Source organism: Paeniglutamicibacter sp. ORCA_105 (assembly GCF_045798545.1).
Taxonomy (GTDB): domain Bacteria; phylum Actinomycetota; class Actinomycetes; order Actinomycetales; family Micrococcaceae; genus Paeniglutamicibacter; species Paeniglutamicibacter sulfureus.
The window spans coordinates 1-18217 of record NZ_JBIXLM010000001.1 but is presented as its reverse complement, the minus strand read 5'-3'; the positions used below and the strand labels follow the sequence as shown (position 1 = coordinate 18217).

16 protein-coding genes are annotated in these 18217 nt (G+C 64.8%); 10 read left to right on the top strand and 6 right to left on the bottom strand.

Going from position 1 to position 18217, the window contains the following annotated elements:
• Nucleotides 1-57: 57 nt before the first annotated feature.
• The gene (locus ACIPUB_RS00080; protein ID WP_407605571.1) at nt 58-474 is read right to left on the bottom strand and encodes a hypothetical protein; all 417 of its coding nucleotides are present in this window, start codon (nt 472-474) and stop codon (nt 58-60) included.
• 84 nt (nt 475-558) lie between these two features.
• On the opposite strand from ACIPUB_RS00080, the gene ACIPUB_RS00075 reads away from it, so the two are divergent.
• From ACIPUB_RS00075 to ACIPUB_RS00050, 6 genes are all read left to right on the top strand, one after another.
• Nucleotides 559-1191 (top strand): MerR family transcriptional regulator, encoded by a 633-nt coding sequence (locus ACIPUB_RS00075; protein ID WP_407605570.1) that lies wholly within the window; start codon nt 559-561, stop codon nt 1189-1191.
• A gap of 58 nt (nt 1192-1249) precedes the next feature.
• Nucleotides 1250-1510, top strand: a complete 261-nt coding sequence (locus ACIPUB_RS00070) for a hypothetical protein (protein WP_407605569.1) — start codon at nt 1250-1252, stop codon at nt 1508-1510.
• A gap of 158 nt (nt 1511-1668) precedes the next feature.
• Complete coding sequence (locus tag ACIPUB_RS00065) at nt 1669-2088, top strand: VOC family protein (RefSeq protein WP_407605568.1); 420 nt, start codon at nt 1669-1671, stop codon at nt 2086-2088.
• A gap of 134 nt (nt 2089-2222) precedes the next feature.
• On the top strand, nt 2223-2861 hold the full coding sequence (locus ACIPUB_RS00060; RefSeq protein ID WP_407605567.1) for an alpha/beta fold hydrolase: 639 nt from the start codon (nt 2223-2225) through the stop codon (nt 2859-2861).
• Nucleotides 2862-3086: 225 nt separating this feature from the next.
• A complete protein-coding gene (locus ACIPUB_RS00055; RefSeq protein ID WP_407605566.1) occupies nt 3087-3587 on the top strand; it encodes a hypothetical protein in 501 nt (166 codons plus the stop codon).
• Between the two features lie 256 nt (nt 3588-3843).
• Nucleotides 3844-5307, top strand: coding sequence for an FAD-dependent monooxygenase (locus ACIPUB_RS00050; RefSeq protein WP_407605565.1), 1464 nt, complete (start codon nt 3844-3846; stop codon nt 5305-5307).
• 85 nt (nt 5308-5392) lie between these two features.
• On the opposite strand, the gene ACIPUB_RS00045 is transcribed toward ACIPUB_RS00050, so the two are convergent.
• Nucleotides 5393-5917: a tetratricopeptide repeat protein gene (locus tag ACIPUB_RS00045; protein WP_407605564.1), complete on the bottom strand. Its 525-nt coding sequence runs from the start codon at nt 5915-5917 to the stop codon at nt 5393-5395.
• Between the two features lie 582 nt (nt 5918-6499).
• Here ACIPUB_RS00045 and ACIPUB_RS00040 point away from each other — a divergent pair.
• Complete coding sequence (locus ACIPUB_RS00040) at nt 6500-8044, top strand: hypothetical protein (protein WP_407605563.1); 1545 nt, start codon at nt 6500-6502, stop codon at nt 8042-8044.
• Between the two features lie 462 nt (nt 8045-8506).
• Here the strand turns inward: ACIPUB_RS00040 and ACIPUB_RS00035 are convergent, their stop codons facing one another.
• Nucleotides 8507-8992 (bottom strand): hypothetical protein, encoded by a 486-nt coding sequence (locus ACIPUB_RS00035; protein ID WP_407605562.1) that lies wholly within the window; start codon nt 8990-8992, stop codon nt 8507-8509.
• A gap of 73 nt (nt 8993-9065) precedes the next feature.
• Here ACIPUB_RS00035 and ACIPUB_RS00030 point away from each other — a divergent pair, with 73 nt between their 5' ends.
• Entirely contained in the window at nt 9066-9371 is a 306-nt protein-coding gene (locus ACIPUB_RS00030; protein ID WP_407605561.1) for a DUF6966 domain-containing protein, read from the top strand.
• A 344-nt stretch (nt 9372-9715) separates the two neighbouring features.
• Complete coding sequence (locus tag ACIPUB_RS00025) at nt 9716-10417, top strand: methyltransferase domain-containing protein (protein WP_407605560.1); 702 nt, start codon at nt 9716-9718, stop codon at nt 10415-10417.
• Between the two features lie 204 nt (nt 10418-10621).
• Here the strand turns inward: ACIPUB_RS00025 and ppk2 are convergent, their stop codons facing one another.
• The 3 genes from ppk2 to ACIPUB_RS00010 form a co-directional block, all read right to left on the bottom strand.
• Nucleotides 10622-11506, bottom strand: a complete 885-nt coding sequence (gene ppk2 / locus ACIPUB_RS00020) for a polyphosphate kinase 2 (RefSeq protein ID WP_302262517.1) — start codon at nt 11504-11506, stop codon at nt 10622-10624.
• Nucleotides 11507-11631: 125 nt separating this feature from the next.
• A complete protein-coding gene (locus ACIPUB_RS00015; RefSeq protein ID WP_407605559.1) occupies nt 11632-13041 on the bottom strand; it encodes a M1 family metallopeptidase in 1410 nt (469 codons plus the stop codon).
• The gene (locus tag ACIPUB_RS00010) at nt 13038-16841 is read right to left on the bottom strand and encodes a Pls/PosA family non-ribosomal peptide synthetase (RefSeq protein WP_407605730.1); all 3804 of its coding nucleotides are present in this window, start codon (nt 16839-16841) and stop codon (nt 13038-13040) included. Before ACIPUB_RS00010 ends, ACIPUB_RS00015 begins: the two co-directional genes overlap by 4 nt.
• Before the next feature lie 578 nt (nt 16842-17419).
• Here ACIPUB_RS00010 and ACIPUB_RS00005 point away from each other — a divergent pair.
• Entirely contained in the window at nt 17420-18181 is a 762-nt protein-coding gene (locus ACIPUB_RS00005; protein WP_407605558.1) for a 4'-phosphopantetheinyl transferase family protein, read from the top strand.
• Nucleotides 18182-18217: the final 36 nt, after the last annotated feature.

The following is an 18217-nucleotide window of genomic DNA, read 5'->3' as shown; positions in this document are numbered from 1 at the left end:
CCGAAGGCCGGCCGCTCCCCGCAAATCCGCGGAGAGCGGCCGGCCTTCGGCGTTCCCTCAGGCGTTCCCGGCGCCGGTGGCGATCGCCCCGATCCCCGCGGCCAGCAGGCCCGCGGTGAGCGATGCGGCGCCGAGGCCGATCAGCAGCGAGAGCCGGTTGGGCTTCTCGGGGTTTTTCCCGAGCACCGAAAGGAAGAAGCCCGCGGGCATGAGGATGGCTGCCACGGGGACTCCGGAGCGGGCGATCCAGTCGACCCAGGTCGGGACGTCGAGCTGGTCGGCGAAGGCGAGGATCGCCAAGGACAGGACCAGCAGGACCGCGGCATGGGCGTGGCCCGCCCGGTACCAGGATTTCTGCAGGCCGTTGGCGGGAACCCCGCCGCCGGCGACGCGGACGAGGAAGGCGCCGCCTGATTCGACGGTGATGAGGGCCAGAAGCAGGATTCCGGCGAGGACCAGCGTGCTCGGTTCCATGGGGGGTGTTTCCTTTCGAACCCGATTGGATAGCTGTACTATCCAACATAGATACCTTAACTATCCAACACAAGGGGTTGCCGCATGCGGATGTCCGAACTTCTCAAGCGCTCCGGGATGCCGCTGGCGACCGTGAAGTACTACCTGCGCGAGGGCCTGCTGGCCCCCGGGGAGTCGATCGGTGCAACAATGGCCGACTACGGCGAAGAGCATGTGCGCCGGCTGGCGCTGATCCGCGCGCTCACCGAGGTTGTGGGGCTGCCGCTGGCAGGCGTGCGCACCATCGTCGGACTCATCGACGAACCGGAGGCCGACCGCTACAGTACTTTGGGACGCGCGATCGCCGTGCTGCCGCCGGCCGTGGGTGCAGACCCACACGGCGACTATCCGCGGGCCCGGGCGGCGTTGGCGGAGATTGGCCAGCTCTGCGACCCCGGCTACGCGGCCGTGGCCCAGCTCGAACGTGCCTTGGCCGCCGCCGAAGCGGCCGGCCTGCCCATGGGGCGCGAACGGCTGCACGGCTACGCACGGCACATCATGGCGATCGCCGAGATCGACCTGGCGGAACTGCCCGGAGCCGACACGTCGCGGGCCGTGGAGTACTCGGTGCTCGGAACGGCGCTCTACGATCCGATCTTTGCCGCGATGCGGCGCCTGGCCCACCAGGATCTGGCAAGCCGGATGCTCGGCGGAAGCGCGGGGGACCAGGCCCGGTAGGCATCGGTGGCCGGGATCGAAAGCTCCGGCGCACATTCGTTCGTGCCAAGATGGGGGAATGAGCGCAGAAATCCCGGTTGCCGCCCGTGCCACGTCCGTGTGGACCAAGTCCCGCTGGCTGAAGATTCCATATCGCTACTTTCGATTCGACGTCAGATACGCCGACGGGCGTGAGGAACGTGTCGAGAGTTTGGACAAGGTGCTCCAGGGTTCAAGCTACCCAGCGGATGCGTGGAGCACCCGGAATGGCGCCGAAAAGGCATGTCCGAAGGAGGGCATCGGAGCCTGGGTTGATTATCCCTACGGGCGGCCGCTGTGAGAGCGACTGCCTGGGCGCGGTTCGGCGTGCCAACCCCGACGCCGGCCACGATCGGTCGGTTCAACGGCACCGATCTTGGGCCGGGGCGGGGGGCCGCTCGCGCCCCTTGCTTCGATCGACCTGTAGCGGCAGGGGAACAGTTTTCGTAGGCTATGTCCATGGCTGCTCCCCAGATCTATGTCAGTTTCCCCGGCACGGCGCGTGAAGCGCTCGGCTTCTATGCGGACGTTTTCGGCGGAAAACTCTCCTTGTACACCTATGAAGAATTTGGCCGAAAGGACGGACCCCCGGAATCCATCGCCCATGGAGTTCTCGACGGCGTAGTGGCGTTGGCGGGATCGGATGCTGCCACGGGAGGAAAGAGCGTCAGGTTCGAAGGACTCATGCTCTCGTTGCTGGGGGCCGCCGAACCAGCCACCCTCCATGAGTGGTTCGACAAACTCGCAGTTGGCGGCACGGTGATGGACCCGCTTTCCCCCAAACCATGGGGAGCATCCGATGGCCAGGTCATTGATCGTCATGGGCTGCACTGGCTCATCGGATACGAACCGGAGACGTGCGAGAACAATATTCAATGAGCGATCGTTCTCCGAGGAACCCCGAAGATTCGATCCGACGAGGCCGAGGTTTACAGATGGAAAAGAGGTTGGTGGAGCTTGGCAGCGGAGTGCGGATCGGCTGTCACCTTTCGGGCGCTGCGACTGGACCGACAATGGTCTTGTTGCACGCGCTCGGGGAACAATCAGCGAGCTGGTCCGGGGTCGAGGCGCGGTTCGCTTCGCTGTTTCGAGTAGTCAATCTGGATTTGCGCGGGCATGGCGACAGCGATCGGCCGGGCGCCTACTCGTTCGAGCTCATGCGCGAGGACGTCATCGACGTCCTTGACATCATGGATCTGCGCGACGTGGTGCTGATCGGCCACTCGATGGGCGGCGCTGTCGCATATATGGTTGCCCAGGCGCAGACGGGTCGCATCGCACGGCTCGTGGTCGAGGATGTCCCGCCGCCGTTCCCCCGCACACGGCCGGTTCCCGAACGCCCCGAGGGAGCCCTGGGGTTCGATTGGGCGGTCGTGCCGGCCATCGTTGAGCAGGTTAACGACCCCACCCGCCGCTGGTGGAGGCGACTGCCCGATATCACATCTCCCACGTTGCTCATCGGAGGCGGTCCCACCAGCCCTGTGCCGCAGGACCTACTCGTGGAGGTCGCAGGTCTCATCCCCGAATGCACTCTCGTCACCATACCCACTGGTCACAACGTTCACGAGACGCGTCCGAGCGAATTTGCCGACACTGTCCTACGGTGGTTGGACGGCACCGGCATTTTCCCGAACCATGGGCCGGCCGTGTAGGTTGCTATCCCACGGCTGCCCCTCCACCGACATCCAGCGGATGTGCAAACCATTTTCCGCGGGGAGGGTCCCGGACGCGGCGCATAGCGAGATCGGGGCAACCACCTCCCGCATGGGATCGGGGAACGCGTTCATTGCCCGGCCGGGTAGCATCGGAGGTGCGAATCATCGCACCTCCGGGAGAGTGCCCTGCAACATTCCCGCCGCCAAGATCCAAGGAATCCGATGCCGTTCAACAAAAAAACGCTCAAAGACGACGGATTCACCGGATTCCGGCCCCTCACGGCCCTTGAAATCAACCGGATTCCGCAGCGTCAGGGGATATTCGTTGTGTTGCGGCCCGAGGGGTTTGAGCCGCGGTTCCTCACCAAAACCACGGCCGGGATTTTCAAGAAGAAGAATCCATCCCTGCCCATGTCCGGGCTCACCGCTGAATGGGTTGAGGACGCAGATGTCCTCTTCATTGGCAAGGCCAGCCCCGGCAGCAAGGGCAACCGCGGGCTTCGTCGCCAGATCCAAGAATTTGTGGACTTTGGGAATGGAAAGCCGCCGGGACACTGGGACGGCCGGCTGATCTGGCAGTTGGCGGATGCAGGGGCCCTTCTCATGGCTTGGAAGGAGCTACCTGCGGAGGAGCTCAATGCGGCCCAGGCGAACTATCATGCCGAGTTCCGCCAATTGCACGGTAGGTTGCCCTTCGCCAATCTCGTCCAGGCCCGCGCCTAGAGCGCGTCTCCGCTGAATGCCGCGCACGGCAAAACGACCGCACCCGCATTGGTCTGCCCGCAAGGGAAGACACTGCCCGGCTCGGCGAGGATGTGCAAGGGCGAGTTTGGAAATGCGACGACAGCTTTTTTAGGAGGGGTAGCAACTCCTGCCGCTTTCAGAATAGCGTCGCAAGGGGGTCTTGCAGCAAGACCCATGCCCTGCAATACACTGCTCGGGCGTGCCCGTCAGTGCAGCATCGCGAGAAGAGGATGAGATGGCAGACGTAATCATCGTGGGAAGTGGACCGGCCGGAATGATGCTCGCCGGTGAGTTGGCCCTGGCTGGTGTTGACGTGGCGGTCATGGAGCGGCTCCCGACAGGGGCCTTGACGGAATCCCGTGCAGGCGGCTTTCACTGTCGCACCATCGAGATCCTTGACCAGCGGGGGATCGCCGGTCGATTCCTGGACGAGGGCACGACCGTGCAAACGGCCCGATTCGGCAAATCGCTCCTTGATATCAGTGACTTTCCAACGCGGCACCCTTACGGGCTCGGCCTGTGGCAGAGCCGCATCCAACCGATCCTCGAAGACTGGATCAAGGAGCTCGGGGTGCCCGTCCACCGCCGTCATGAGGTGGTTGGCTTCATCCAGGACGAGACCGGTGTCGAAGTCGAGACCGCCGACGGCGGAAAGGTCCGGGCCGCGTTTCTTGTCGGTGCGGACGGAGGCCGCAGCATGGTCCGCAAGTGCGCCGGTATCGACTTCCCCGGCTGGGACGCGACCCGAAGCAACCTGATCGCCGAAGTGGAAGTAACCGATGAAGCACCCTCCGGTACGCACCTGGATGAGTCCGGGGTCCACGGCTTCAGCCTGATGCCGGACGGGCGTACCTATCGTGTCATCACGACGGAGCGACAGGTCGGTTCGCGGCAGGATCCAACCCTGGGTGACCTGAGCGATTCCCTGAGCTCGGCGTATGGAACAGACTTCGGAGTGCATACACCGACCTCTATCTCCAGATTCACCGACGCCACCCGGCAGGCCGCGACCTATCGCAAGGACCGAGTGCTGCTGGTCGGGGACGCCGCTCACGTTCACTATCCCGCAGGCGGCCAGGGGATCGGCCTGGGCCTGCAGGACGCAGTCAACCTTGGGTGGAAGCTCGCACAGGTGGTCAATGGCCGCTCACCCGAGTCCCTTCTGGACACTTACCACGCGGAACGGCATCCCGTCGGCGTTCGCGCGCTCAAGCATTCGATGGCGCAAACAGCCCTCCAGCGCGCTGATGCCCGGACCGCGGCGCTCGCCGAGACCGTCGAGGAACTCATGTCGATGGATGAGCCTCGGCGGCACGTTGCCGCACTGATCCACGGACTCGACATCACCTACGACTTAGGGGAGGGTCACCCGCTTCTCGGACGCCGCATGCCGGATCTTGATCTCGATACGGCAAACGGTCCGACCCGTTTCTACACGCTGCTCCACGACGCAAAGCCGGTCCTGCTAACACTCGACGGTCTGAGCCACTTTGAGATCAATCCCTGGGCCGATCATGTTCGACAGGTCGGGGCCCGGTATACCGGGCCGTGGCGACTGCCCCTCCTGGGTGACGTGACGCCTCCTACCGCCGTGCTAATCCGTCCGGACGGATATGTTGCCTGGGTGGGACAAGGAACTGCCCAGGACCTGACGAACGCGCTATGCCGCTGGTTCGGCCCAGGGCTGCCAGCGCGATAACGATCGTCAGTTTCTCACGGACCAGCTAGCGCGAGTTTGTCATTGAATCCAAGTTGACGCGTGTTTCGTGCCGCCTCGGGACCCTTCAGCAGGACTCAGCTACTGGGGGGGGTGTACCTCGTCCATCCAGCGAGCGGAGATAGGCCGCATTCCCGCTGATCGCCGACTTGTATCTATCGATGTCCGGAGAGCGAACGAAGTCCACCACCAAATCAAGCAGCGAAGCAACGGCTTCATTTGGTCGGCCTGCTGCGTGGAGGGTGATTGCTTCGAACACCCCCAGCGATGGGGACCCGGGAAATTCAGTGCGAGCTGTCGCGAAGACCGCGCTGGATTTTGCGTACTGTCCCACGTTTCGCAAGGTTGACCCGTATTGGACATAGCAACGGCGGAGCAGATCGCCCTTGAGGCCAGCAGCGAGGGCGTTCTCGTAAAATCCCAGCGCGGTTTCTTCCCTGCCAGCGGTGTCATATGCCCCTCCGACTTCGTAGAGCACCCGCGCATTCCCGGGATTCGAATCAAGCAGGGGAAGCAACGCATCGATGGTCGGCTGCATGTTCGCCCGGTCTCGGGCAGCGAAGATCCTGTCCAACTCCTCGTCTAAAGTCATGCCGCTCAGTCTTGCACATGCAGCATCCGGTGGTCTGTGGGCGACCGAATCACCCCTTGGCGATCGGGAGACGCCGGGATCTATAGACTGTGGAATTCCGCTAGCGGAACCTTCCGCGGGACAAGACTCGCAGCGTGACGTGAGCCTCAAGTCGAAAGCATCTCGGGGGAGCGGGACAGAGCCGCCATGCCACTCGGTGCGGTAGCGGGATGCCTGCTGGCCCATTGGCCGGGCCTTCAGTCCATGTTCGCCAATATGGAAGTGCTTGTCCCCTTGTTACACGGGACGTTCCCCATCCTCAGGACAAGGCCTTTGACGCGGCGGACGCCGAGTCCTGCCCGGGCGCAAGAGCATCGCCAAGGTTTCGTATCCAACGGCTCAAGTTCACCGGCTCTTGTGCCAGCCAGCTCGTTGGGGTAACAACGGGAAGTTGTTGCTAGTGTCGTTCATGGTGATCGTTCTCTTTTAGTGGTTGCCGTCCTTGAAGCCTCTCCAACGGTTTCGAGGCGCTTTCTGTTGAAGGAACCATAAAACGATGCCGGTGAAAATCTTTTGCTGATGATCGACGCGGGGGTAAAGAGTATGACGATTCGTGCAAGGGGACGTCTCGCTGCGGTTGCTTCCGGGCTGGTTCTTGTCCTGGTCGTGGCCGGGTGCACCGCCGCGGATCCGGGGGACGACGCCGGAGCAGCCGGTGCCCAGTCGCAGGAGAACCAAGACAGCGTGGTGTTGGCCGGAGCCGAGGCTGGCATCGGACAGATCGGCGGCAACCCCGCGGAGATGGCGCTGAAAGCCAGTGAGGCGTTTTTCGAAAAGGCACCCGCAGTCGTCGTGCTGGGCCATGAAGGCGGACAGGAAGCCGCCGCCGGTCAGGCCCGCGCACTCGGCATCCCGCTGCTCGTGGCACCTGGCGATGCACCGGACGAAACAACGGAGCAGCAGGACTTTGCCGCCGAGCTGGAGCGTCTGGGCGCACGTACCCTCCTCGCCCACGGAACCGTGCCGGATTCACTGGCGGGGGGTCTGGAAGTTGTCGACGGGGCGGCACCCGATGCCGATCTGCCAGACATTGACCCGATCGAGGGAACCACGGATTCCGGCTTCGCCGTCGTCGTTCGCTCGGGGGAAGAAGCCGCGGAAGCGGCAGGCCCGGCACTGACGACGGCCCAAGCCGCAGGGGCTGACCTCCACACCATGGCCTCGCCTGACCCACGGGCTGCGAAGAACCAGAAATTCTTCCAGGAACACGCGGACGCGGAGCTGTACGCGATCGGCGGCGGGTTCGGGAAAGCCGCGGATTTCTCTGCCCTGGCGGCAACGGCTGCCGAAGGAATGCAACTTCCAGGCGGCGGGCAGATCGTTTTTCCGGACCGGCGCATGGTCGCGCTGTACGGCACGCCGGGGACGGCTTCACTGGGTTTGCTTGGCGAACAGGACGTCGATGGGGCCATCAAGCTCGCCAAGAAGTACGCCGCGGAGTACCAGCCCTTTAGCAAGGAGAAGGTCGTGCCGGCCTTCGAGATCATCTCGACCGTCGCCGCGGCGTCCGCCGGCAAGGACGGGAAGTACTCCAGCTACGTTCCCGTGGAACGCCTCGAGTCCTGGGTGAAGGCGGCCGAGAAAGCAGGGGTGTACGTGGTTCTGGACCTGCAGCCGGGGCGCAACGACTTCCTGACCCAGGCCAAGCACTATGAAAAATTGTTGGTCTACCCCAACGTCGGCATCGCCTACGACCCCGAGTGGCGGCTCAAGCCCGGCCAGCGTCACATGGTCCAGATCGGATCTGTGGATGCCGCTGAGCTCAACCGCACCAACGATTGGTTGGCTGCGCTGACGCGCAAGCACAACCTGCCGCAGAAGGTCGTCATCCTTCACCAGTTCAAGTTGAGCATGATCCGCAACCGCTCCACGCTGGACACTTCGCACCCCGAACTTGCGATGCTCTTGCACGCAGACGGCAACGGCACACCGGGGATGAAGATGGAGACGTGGAAGAGCCTGCGCCGCGACCTGCCCGACGGCATCAGGATGGCGTGGAAGAACTTCATCGACGAGGACTCCCCGACGTTCACACCGAAGCAGACCTTCGACATCGATCCGAAACCGTGGTTCGTTTCCTACCAGTAGGCCGTATGACCACGCCCGGAGGGGGAGCCTCCCAGCGAATGGTTAAGGATGACGATTCGACGTTATGCTGACGCGACTCGTTGATGAAGATGCAAATAGCTGGATAGCTGGCTGGTTGGCGGAAGGGCTCGTGCCTTCATTCCGGATGTACGGACTGAATTTTGCAGTCCCTGCCCGCCAGCTTCGAATGTATTCGGGGGGGGCGAACCAACAAGCAGTGAGACCCACAACGGCGACCGCCAAACCCGAAATCACCAGGGCCGCTTCGGCTGGATTAGCCGGGCATCCCATCGCAGAGTCCACCTGCGCGCATTTAGCCCATGGCTTGAACACACCTAAGGGGAACAGGGCCGCACCAAGGCAGAATGCTGCGAGAAAGAACCCCGCAGGCACTGCGAATCCTATCTGACGGGTTGTCTATGGCATCGACGCCAGGAACGCTGGTCGGACGATTTTTGGACGCTATCCAAGTTGCACCTTGCATGTTTTGCCCGTTGGTTCTCCATCGAGAGTGAAATCAATACGTAGGAATCGAGCAGCAGCAGGAGGTTCCGGAAGATACACCCAGGTCGCCTCCCAGTTGGTCCCGCTTCCTGCGACTTGTCCGGCAGACCATCGATAAATGGTTCCTAAATCATCCGAGATGTCCGCTCCAACAGGGCCAAGAACTAGCTGACCGGGCATCGCCGGTGCGTCTCCGGCTGCTTCCGCCCCATCACGCTCCCTCAGATTTGCCCACTGCGATATTTCCTTGATGTGGTGTTCATCGCGGCGCTGGGTTTCGGGACTGCGGATCCCTTCGAGGTGGAGTCTTATTCCCTGTTTTCCCAACCATTCAGTTGCGGAAAACGGAGCGTCGACAATCGACTCAACCCCGGCGAACCGCACGTCCACACCATCCTTGGTTGCCACGATGAGATCCCCTGGGGCTGAAATGATTGTCATCATGTGACCACCCTAGCGTGTGGTTTTCGACGCCAAATGTCGCAGCCCAGCTCGGTGTGATCCGTAAGATTGTTCCATGAGTAGCAAACGATGGGCTGTTGAAGCTGTCCGTGACGACATCCTCTCCGCAATCGCAGAAGTCCGCACCGTTGCACGCTCCGAAAGCGACAAGCAGCGGAGCCACGCTGCCGACTGGCTCCACGACCTGTTCATCGGTGTCTCGGACAGGCGCGGCCTCCGTTCGAGCGCTGCAAAAGCCCTCAGCTTGTATGGCGGGACGGGGTCGTTTTCCGACGTCGGAACGACCGAGTCGGCTCACGCGGTCGACAGGTTGGCCAAGGGCCTTCGGCGCGGGCGTTCCTGGTTTCTGCGCAACTCTTGACGAGATGGTGAGACTCTTCGCAAAGTGAATTAACGACTAGCACAGGGATGGTCCGGCGGAATCGGGTTTCACCGACCACGCCGGCACGCAGCGACAGCGACCGCTGTCATGTCGGGGTCCATCCGCCGAATCACGGTGTCGCAAGGAACCCAGTCATGCGCCATGGCCGTCCTGTAACGGGAACCCGGTGGGGAATTGGAGTATCAGAATATGTCAAGAGGATCGTCCCGAAAGCTTAATTTCGGGTGAGGGTGTCTATTTTATTTTTATCCGGGAGAATGCGGGAAGGCTGTTAGCCTCATATAAATGAGCGCCCCCATTCTGAGGTCCGGAGGAATTGGTTTATGACGCAGGACACCGATTACGACAGCTTTGCCGAAGCATACTCGACTGAAAATGAAACCAGTCTGATTAACGGATTCTACGAACGGCCGGCGATGATAAAACTCGCGGGGGATGTCCGTAATCGTCAAATTCTTGATGCTGGTTGCGGTTCCGGGCCGCTGGCGAAGGCGCTCCGTGATCGCGGCGCCAGCGTGACAGGATTTGACTCCAGTGAAGCAATGATCAGCCTTGCCCGAAAGAGACTTGGCGCGGAAGCAGATCTGCTTACAGCCGACCTCGGCCAGCCGCTGCCATTCGCCGAGGACGCCTTTGATGACGTGGTTGCCTCGCTGGTTTTTCACTATTTGCAAGACTGGCTGAGTCCGCTACAGGAGATACGGCGAGTACTGCGACCCGGGGGCCGACTCATCATGTCTGTCAACCATCCGATCCTCTATCCATGGACCAACCCCGGTTCCGACTACTTCAAGCTCACGAAGTATTCAGATGAGCACACGTTCAATGGCCAACCGGCGATCCTCACATATTGGCATCGACCCTTGCACGAAATGACGGACGCATTTGCCAAAGCCGGATTCCAGATCGAGGTAGTCAGTGAACCACCTTTCTCTGCCGATGCGCCCCCGGAACTCATCCCGCCTCAATTCGAAGGCAGGGAATCGTTCTTGAGCTTTATTTTCTTCGTGCTGCGTGCGAAATGACGGTGATTCTCTCAAGCTTCGGCAAGTGAGAACCAGGAAGTCCTTTGGGATTCGGATAACGAAACGGAACCCTCGAGGACCTGATACCTAAGAAATTCTGATTCGCAGGAAAATAGGGTGTCACGCGGGACCGGTCCAGCGAGTGCGCTTCCTACCGCACACGAATTGCAGGTCAACCCCGCATCCCAGCGGGAAAACCGAACCCTAGAATTCCTCACCGTCGGCGACGACTGCCGAGGCAGGTCCGACGATGTGCGGGTCGGGGGTCCCGACCAGCTCGTGGTCCTTGCCCTCGTAGTCGAAGAGGCTCAGCACGTGGCGCATTGCCTCGAGCCTGGCGCGCTTCTTGTCATTGGACTTCACCACGGTCCACGGTGCCCAATCGGTATCGGTGCTGCGGAAGGTCTCTTCCTTGGCCTCGGTGTAGGCGTCCCACTTGTCCAGCGAGGCGAGGTCGGTGGGGGAAAGCTTCCACTGCCGAACCGGGTCGATCTGGCGGATGGTGAAGCGGGTGAGCTGTTCGCGGCGGGAAACCGAGAACCAGAACTTCACCAGAACGATCCCGTCATCAACCAGCTGCCGCTCGAAGGCAGGCGCCTGGTGCATGAACCTGTCGAATTGCTCCCGGGTGCAGAAGCGCATCACGCGTTCGACGCCGGAACGGTTGTACCAGGAGCGGTCGAAGAGGACCATTTCCCCGGCGGCCGGCAGGTGGGCGATGTAGCGCTGGAAGAACCACTGGGTGGATTCGCGTTCACTGGGCTTTTCCAGCGCCACGACGCGGGCACCGCGTGGATTCAAATGCTCGGTGAACCTCTTGATGGTCCCGCCCTTGCCGGCGGCGTCGCGGCCCTCGAAGAGCACCACGAGTCGGCGCCCGGTGGCCTTGACCCAGACCTGCAGCTTGAGCAGCTCGATCTGCAACAACCGCTTTTCCAGGTCGTACTGGGCGCGGTCCATGCGCGAGGAGTACGGGTAGCCCTCCCGCCAGGTGTCCACGACTTCGCCGGTGGAGGTCAACAGGACCGGATCGTCGTCATCGTCGTCGCGGACGGAGTAGCCGTGGGCGGCTAAATCAAGCAATTGCATGGGGTGACCGTATCGGCGGGCGATGAACGGAAGATGAACATTGGGTGCCCGGAAGGGGGTTTGTGACCAGGCTCTACACGGTGAAAAGACCAGCGGGACGGCGGTGGGGCCGAGCCCCCCCGCCGTCAGTTTGCCGCCGGGGCAGGCAGTGCCGGCAACGCCTTTTCAAAGAGCCAGGGTTCCAGGAACGCCTCGGCGGAGAGTGCGGTGGGCAGGTGCGCGTCCACGTGGTCCCGGAAAAGCCGGTAGGTGACCGTCCCGTGGCGCCGGGCCCCGGTCCAGGCCCGCAACATCGCGAAGAACGCGCGATCGCCCGATGCCAGCCGCAGGGCATGCAGCGTCAGCGCGCCGCGCTTGTAGACCCGGTCGTCGAACATGTCCTTGGGCCCGGGGGCCCCGATGGTGATGTCCTGCTCCAGGGATTCGAGCATCGCCCAGGCGTCCCTGGCGCGTGAATCGGCGCTCGGGCCGCCGGCGGCCTCGGACCAGATCCATTCGGCATAGCAGGCGAAGCCCTCATGCAGCCAGATGTCCTCCCACGACCCGACGGTCAGCGAGTTCCCGAACCACTGGTGGGACAGCTCGTGGGCGATCAATCGCTGCTGCTCCCACCCCGGCGCCAGGTGGTTGTTGCCCAGGATGGAGATACCGTGCGCCTCCAGCGGGATTTCCAGGTCGTCCTCCGTGACCACCACGGTGTAGTCCTCGAACGGGTAGGGGCCGAAGGCCTCGATGAAGGTTTCCATCATCCGCGGCTGGTCGGCCAACGCGGAGGAGACACGGCGCAGCTGGGAGGTGTTCGAGGCAACCAGCTGGGGCACCGGGGCCGGGGCACCGGCATGCCGTCCGCCCAGCGGTGCGGCGCCGGCTTCGGTGCCGGCGAGGGAGCGCAGCTCGTAGCGGCCGATCTGCAGGGTCGCCAGGTAGGTGGCCATGGGCTCGTTGACCTCGTAGGTCCAACGTTCGCGGCTGGAGCGCCGCTGGCGGTCAACGAGTTTTCCGTTGCAGACCGGGCGGTACCCGGCGTCGGTGTTGACGGAGATCCTGTAGCTTGCCTTTTGGCTGGGGTGGTCGTTGCAGGGGAACCAGGTGGGGGCCCCGTTGGGCTGTCCGGCCACGAGCACCCCGTCGGTGAGTTCCTCCCAGCCGACCTCGCCCCAGATGCCGTCGCGCACGTTCGGGACCCCGCCGTAGCGGATCTCCACGGTGAACTGCTCCCCGGCGGGCACCGGGGTCACCAGGTGGAGCTCCAGCTTGCCGGCCTTCTGCGTGGACCGGGCGACCTTGGCACCGTTGACCTGGCAGCGGGAGGCGCGCAATCCGGACAGGTCAAGGCTGATGCGGTTCAGCTCGGCCTGGGCCACGGCGGTGATGGTGGCGCGCCCGTCGAGCCGGTTGCCCCCGAGCTTGCAGTCCAGGTCCAGGTCGTAGTGCGTGACGCGGTAGCCAGCGCTGCCGGAGCGGGGCACGTAGGCATCCGGGATGAAGGAAGCCTCGGTGGCGGTGGTGGTGTCGGTCTGTTGGGTGTGGCTCATGCGCGCGGCTGGCTCCAGGGTTGGACGGGGTTGCCCATCCAGTAGCTTGAAGGGGGAACGGATTCTCCGCGCATCACCAGCGAACCGGGGCCCACGGTCGCGCCTTCCGACAGGGAAGCTGCCGGCAGGATGACCCCGTGCGGGCCCATCGTGGATCCAGCGGAGAGTTCCACCGTATCAATTGCCATGACCCGGTCGTGGAAGAGGTGGGTCTGGACCACCGTGCCGCGGTTGACGGTCGAGGAGTCCCCAAGGGTAACCAGGTCGGCCTCGGGCAGCCAGTAGCTTTCGCACCAGACGCCGTGGCCGATCTTGGCGCCCAGGGCGCGCAGCCACCAGACCAGGGCGGGGGAACCGGCGGCGGAGTGGGCGAACCACGGGGCGCAGACCATTTCGATGAACGTGTCGACGACCTCGTTGCGCCAGATGAAGGAGCTCCACAGGGCGTGTTCGCCCGGGCGGATGGGGCCGACCAGCAGCCACTTGGCGAGAACCGCGGAGGCGGCCGCGACGGCTCCGGCGGCAAGCATGACCGCGCCGCTGAGCAGTGCCGCAGCCAGGTAGCCGTATTCGGCGGCCAGGAAGTCCAACAGCGCCAGCACCAGGGCGGCAACGCCGACGGTGACCACGACCGGCACGATCCGGCAGATTTCCCACAGGGCGCGGGCAAACTTCAGGCGCAGCGGAGGGGCATAGGTGAGCGAATCATCCGAGGCCACCGCGGTGCGGCGCAGGCGCACCGGCGGGCTGCCCAGCCAGGAGGTCCCGGCCTTGGCCTTGGCGGGGGTGGCCGAGAGCACCGCGACCAGGCCGTTGCGCGGCACGCGGCGTCCGGCCCCGGCGATGCCGGAGTTGCCCAGGAAGGCGCGCTTGCCGATCTTGGCCCGGCCCACCTTCATCCAGCCGCCGCCGAGTTCGTAGGTGGCGACCATGGTGTCGTCGGCCAGGAAGGCCCCGGCACCGATGGTGGTCATCTTGGGGATCAGCAGCACCGTGGAGGCCTCGACGTTGCGTCCGACCTTGGCGCCGAGCAGGCGCAGCCACACGGGCGTGAAGAGCGAGGCGTAAATGGGGAAGAGGAGGTCGCGGGCCATGTCCAGTAGGCGTTCGGTGGCCCAGACCTGCCAGCCGATCCGGCTGTCGACCCGGTGCCAGCCCTCGCGCAGGCCGATGCCCAGCAGGCGCGTTGCCACCAACACCAACAGCATGTTCAGGCCGAACCACACCAGTGCCGCCACCGGGACGGCCAGCGTGAGCTGGAGCAGGGATTCGTGCAGCGAGGCCTGGCCGCGCAGCAGCAGGGCAGCCACGATGATGGCTCCCAGGATGGAGAGCAGGGGAATTGCGCCGAGGGCCGAGGAGGCCACGGCGAACATGGCGTTGCGCACCCGGCGGGTACGCAGCGGCTCCTGCGGCCAGGAGGGCTTGGACTTGCCGCTGCGTTCTGCGGGGGAGCCGGAGTAGGAGGAGAAGGCCTTGGTGCTACCGGCAAGGGCGGAGCCGGCTGCCAGCTCCACCCCGTCGGCTACCACGGAGCCGGGCATCAGCGTGCTGCGTGCCCCGACCGTGGCCTCGGCACCGACCTCGACGGTGCCCACATGGACACGGTCCCCGTCGATCCAATAGCCGGTGAGATCGACCTCGGGTTCGATGCTGGCGCCGCGGCCCACGGTGAGCAGGCCGGTGACCGGCGGGATCGAGTGCAGCTGGACGTCGGCGCCGATCTTCGCGCCCAGGGCGCGGGCGTAGAACTGGATCCAGTGCGCGCTGCCGAGCGAGACGGGGTCAACCAGGTCGGCGATCTGCTGGGCCATCCACAGCCGCAGGTGCACCTTGCCCGAGCGCGGGTAGTTCCCGGGCTTGAGGTTGCGCAGCAACGTGCGGGCCGCGATGACCGAAAGCGCCATGCGCCCGGGGGAGGAAACGAAGACGAGCCAGAGTGCGGCCACCGCCCACCAGGAGAGCCGGGGTGCATCGGTGAAGACCCCCAGGGTGCCGAGCACGTTGTTGCCGGCGGCCAGGTACACGAGCCAGCGCATGCCCACCAGGATGAAGGTGGGGATGCCCATCAGTGTCTGGAAGACCTGGGCGCGCCGGGTGGTGCGCTCGACGATTCGGGTCTCGGGTTCGGCGCCGGAGCTGGTGCCCAGGGCCTCGAGCAGGGACCCGATGCGCGGGTGGGAATAGATCTCGGCCACCGTGACGGTGCGGTAGCGCACGCGCAGGGCGGAAACCAGCTGGGCGGCGGAGAGCGAACCGCCGCCGGAGGCGAAGAAATCGGTGTCAAGGCTGCCGACCGAGGTCCCCAGCACGCGGGTCCACTGCTCGATGACCCACGCAGCGTCCTCGCCGAGGTCCGGCAGCACCCCTTCGGGCCCGGTAGCGGTGGCACCGGGCAGCGGCCAGGGCAGCGCGTTGCGGTCGACCTTGCCGCTGGTCTTGGTGGGCAGGGTGTCGACGACCGCCAGCAGCGGGATCAGCGGCGCCGGAAGCATGTCCGCCAGCCGCCCGCGCGCAGCCGAGGTGTCGTAGGCGGGATCGGCGGCCAGGTAGCCGACGAGGATCTGGTTTCCGGCCGCGGTGGTCTTCACCGCGGCAGCGGCCCCGGAGACCTCGGGCAGTGACTGTAGCGCGGCATCGATTTCGCCCAATTCGATGCGTCGGCCGCCGAGCTTGACCTGTTCGTCCATCCGGCCCAGGAAGACCAGGCCCTCGGGGTCGGCCTGCACCAGGTCACCCGAGCGGTAGGCACGCTCCCAGCCCAGGGTTTCGAAGGGCGCGTATTTCTCCTTGTCCTTGGCCGGGTCCAGGTAGCGACCGAGTCCGACGCCGCCGATGATCAGTTCCCCGCTCTGCCCCGGGGCCACGGGGAAGCCCGAGGCGTCGACGACGGCAAGGTCCCAGCCCTCCAGCGGCAAGCCGATGCGCACCGGATCGCTGCCGTCCATCTGCGCGGCACAGGCCACGACGGTGGCCTCGGTCGGACCATAGGTGTTCCAGACCTCGCGCCCGGGAACGGCAAGGCGGGCTGCAAGCTCGGGCGGGCAGGCCTCGCCGCCGAAGATCAGCAGGCGCACGTTTTCCAGGGCCTCGGCGGGCCAGAGGGCGGCGAGCGTGGGGACGGTGGAGACCACCGTGACCCCGCGGGTCACCAGCCAGGGACCCAGATCCATGCCGGAACGAACCAGGGCACGCGGGGCCGGCACCAGGCAGGCGGCATGGCGCCAGGCCAGCCACATTTCCTCGCAGGAGGCATCGAAGGCCACGGAGAGGCCGGCAAGCACGCGGTCCTCGGCGCCCAGGGGCTCACTTGTCAGGAAGATCCTGGCCTCGGCGTCCACGAAGGCGGCCGCCGAGCGCTGCGTGATGGCAACGCCCTTGGGAGTCCCGGTGGATCCGGAGGTGAAGATGATCCAGGCGTCGTCGCCCAGCGCGGCGTCCCGGGCCGGCGCCGGGTTTGCCGTCTCGCGCAGGGAGGTGATCTTGCCCTTCTCGCCCACGACGGCGGCGACCTTGGCCTCGGAAAAGACCAGTTGGGCGCGTTCCTCCGGATCGTCGGCATCGACGGGGACGTAGGCTGCGCCGATCTTCATCGTGGCCAGGATGCCGATGTAGAGTTCGCGCGTTCCCGAGGGGATGCGGATGCCGATGTGGTCCCCGGCACCGAGTCCGGCTGCCCGCAGGCGCCCGGCCATCTCGTCGACGGCCACGAGCAGTTCTGCGTAGGTCAGCGAGCGCTCGCCGTCATCAAGTGCGGGGGCTTCGGGGTGGGCCGCCGCGCTGGCCTCAAGGATGTCCATGAGGGTGCGGGGCTCCGGTGCCAATTCGCTGCCCGGGTACTGCGGCAGGAACAAGGGGGCGGTGGATCCATTGTCGGTAATGCTGGGAGTCGTTTCCACTGTGGCTTTCTGGAAGTGGCGCTCGGCCCAGCCCCCTGTAAGGGGACGGACCAGGACGATGGAGCCCAACCATGCTCCGGCGGCACGCCGACAAGGCGTCCGCCGCCGCCCGGCCGGCACGTACGCGCCCACCGTAGTCACGGCAGGTGAACGGCAGGTGGACCGGAAGGTTAACGGAAGGTGTCTTGGGGCGGGAATCACAGGGCCGTGCGATGCCTCACCAACTTTTTTGGGGGGAGATGTGGTCCACCCGCTTGGGAATCCGGTGATCCCTGCCAAAGGGGCCAATGCCCGGACCTGGGCAGGAGCGCCGTCGGGCTGAAGCCGGCTGCGGCAGCCCAAACCAATATGTGGGGCAGTGCCCACTGTGTGTATCGGAATTGGTTCCGGCTTCCGGCGCTGATGCGAGATACTCGATGCAGTCGAAACCGGCCATGCATCCGTGGCTAGTGACCCGCAGAACAAGGAGCGCAATCCGAATGCACGACGTACCGGCTAAGGGTCTCGAAGCGGGACTCTCGGCCCCCTTGTGGGCGACCGCCCCCTTGGCCGAGGCCGCGACGCATCCCGAGGTCCGATTGCTGCCCGACGAACTTGCCCGTGCCGGCGGGTACGTCCCCGGGCGTCCGCGCGAGGACTTTGTGGCAGGGCGGATCATGGCCAGGGTACTGGGGGCCGGGTTGTTGAACCATGCCGTGCCCCCGGGCCGCGGGATCCTTCCCGGCGACCTCGAACTCACACAGTACTGTCCGCAATGCGCGTCGGAGGCCCACGGGACCCCGAAGCTCCGGATTCCGGGGACCGGGGAGGTCTTCTCCCTGTCCTATGCGCGGACCGCCGGCTGGCTGCTGCTTGGGCTGGCCCCCGGGAACGGTCGGCTGGGCGTTGACCTGGCCGACCTGGAGGACCAGGCGTTTTCCCTCGGGGAGGGCGGCATGCTGGAGGAGTATGCCTACGCACCGGAGGAACGTGAACGCCTGGAACTGTTGCCGGAAGCCGAACGGCAGCGGCTTCGGGCCAGATGGTGGGCCCTGAAGGAAGCCGTGGCCAAGGCCAGCGGGGAGGGCCTGGCCGGTGAGGCCGGCATTCCCGTGGTTGCCGGGAAAAACCTCCACCCGTTGTTGCACAGCCCCGGACTCCGCGTGCTGGATCTTGATCCCGAAAGCCTCGACTCCCTAGGTGCCATGCTTCCTCCCCATTTGGTGGGCAGCCTCGTCTGGGCACCTGGCCCGGAGGCCTGAGAAAAGCGGGGGGGGGGGGGGGGGGGGGGGGGGGGG

Excerpts from the sequence above, each read along its gene's own strand:
- ACIPUB_RS00080 (WP_407605571.1), bottom strand. The coding sequence starts at position 474 with ATGGAACCGAGCACGCTGGTCCTCGCCGGAATCCTGCTTCTGGCCCTC.
- ACIPUB_RS00015 (WP_407605559.1), bottom strand. The coding sequence starts at position 13,041 with ATGAGCCACACCCAACAGACCGACACCACCACCGCCACCGAGGCTTCC.
- ACIPUB_RS00070 (WP_407605569.1), top strand. The coding sequence starts at position 1,250 with ATGAGCGCAGAAATCCCGGTTGCCGCCCGTGCCACGTCCGTGTGGACC.
- ACIPUB_RS00005 (WP_407605558.1), top strand. The coding sequence starts at position 17,420 with ATGCACGACGTACCGGCTAAGGGTCTCGAAGCGGGACTCTCGGCCCCC.
- ppk2 (WP_302262517.1), bottom strand. The coding sequence starts at position 11,506 with ATGCAATTGCTTGATTTAGCCGCCCACGGCTACTCCGTCCGCGACGAC.
- ACIPUB_RS00025 (WP_407605560.1), top strand. The coding sequence starts at position 9,716 with ATGACGCAGGACACCGATTACGACAGCTTTGCCGAAGCATACTCGACT.
- ACIPUB_RS00050 (WP_407605565.1), top strand. The coding sequence starts at position 3,844 with ATGGCAGACGTAATCATCGTGGGAAGTGGACCGGCCGGAATGATGCTC.
- ACIPUB_RS00045 (WP_407605564.1), bottom strand. The coding sequence starts at position 5,917 with ATGACTTTAGACGAGGAGTTGGACAGGATCTTCGCTGCCCGAGACCGG.
- ACIPUB_RS00035 (WP_407605562.1), bottom strand. The coding sequence starts at position 8,992 with ATGATGACAATCATTTCAGCCCCAGGGGATCTCATCGTGGCAACCAAG.
- ACIPUB_RS00065 (WP_407605568.1), top strand. The coding sequence starts at position 1,669 with ATGGCTGCTCCCCAGATCTATGTCAGTTTCCCCGGCACGGCGCGTGAA.
- ACIPUB_RS00055 (WP_407605566.1), top strand. The coding sequence starts at position 3,087 with ATGCCGTTCAACAAAAAAACGCTCAAAGACGACGGATTCACCGGATTC.
- ACIPUB_RS00030 (WP_407605561.1), top strand. The coding sequence starts at position 9,066 with ATGAGTAGCAAACGATGGGCTGTTGAAGCTGTCCGTGACGACATCCTC.
- ACIPUB_RS00040 (WP_407605563.1), top strand. The coding sequence starts at position 6,500 with ATGACGATTCGTGCAAGGGGACGTCTCGCTGCGGTTGCTTCCGGGCTG.
- ACIPUB_RS00060 (WP_407605567.1), top strand. The coding sequence starts at position 2,223 with ATGGTCTTGTTGCACGCGCTCGGGGAACAATCAGCGAGCTGGTCCGGG.
- ACIPUB_RS00010 (WP_407605730.1), bottom strand. The coding sequence starts at position 16,841 with ATGGACATCCTTGAGGCCAGCGCGGCGGCCCACCCCGAAGCCCCCGCA.
- ACIPUB_RS00075 (WP_407605570.1), top strand. The coding sequence starts at position 559 with ATGCGGATGTCCGAACTTCTCAAGCGCTCCGGGATGCCGCTGGCGACC.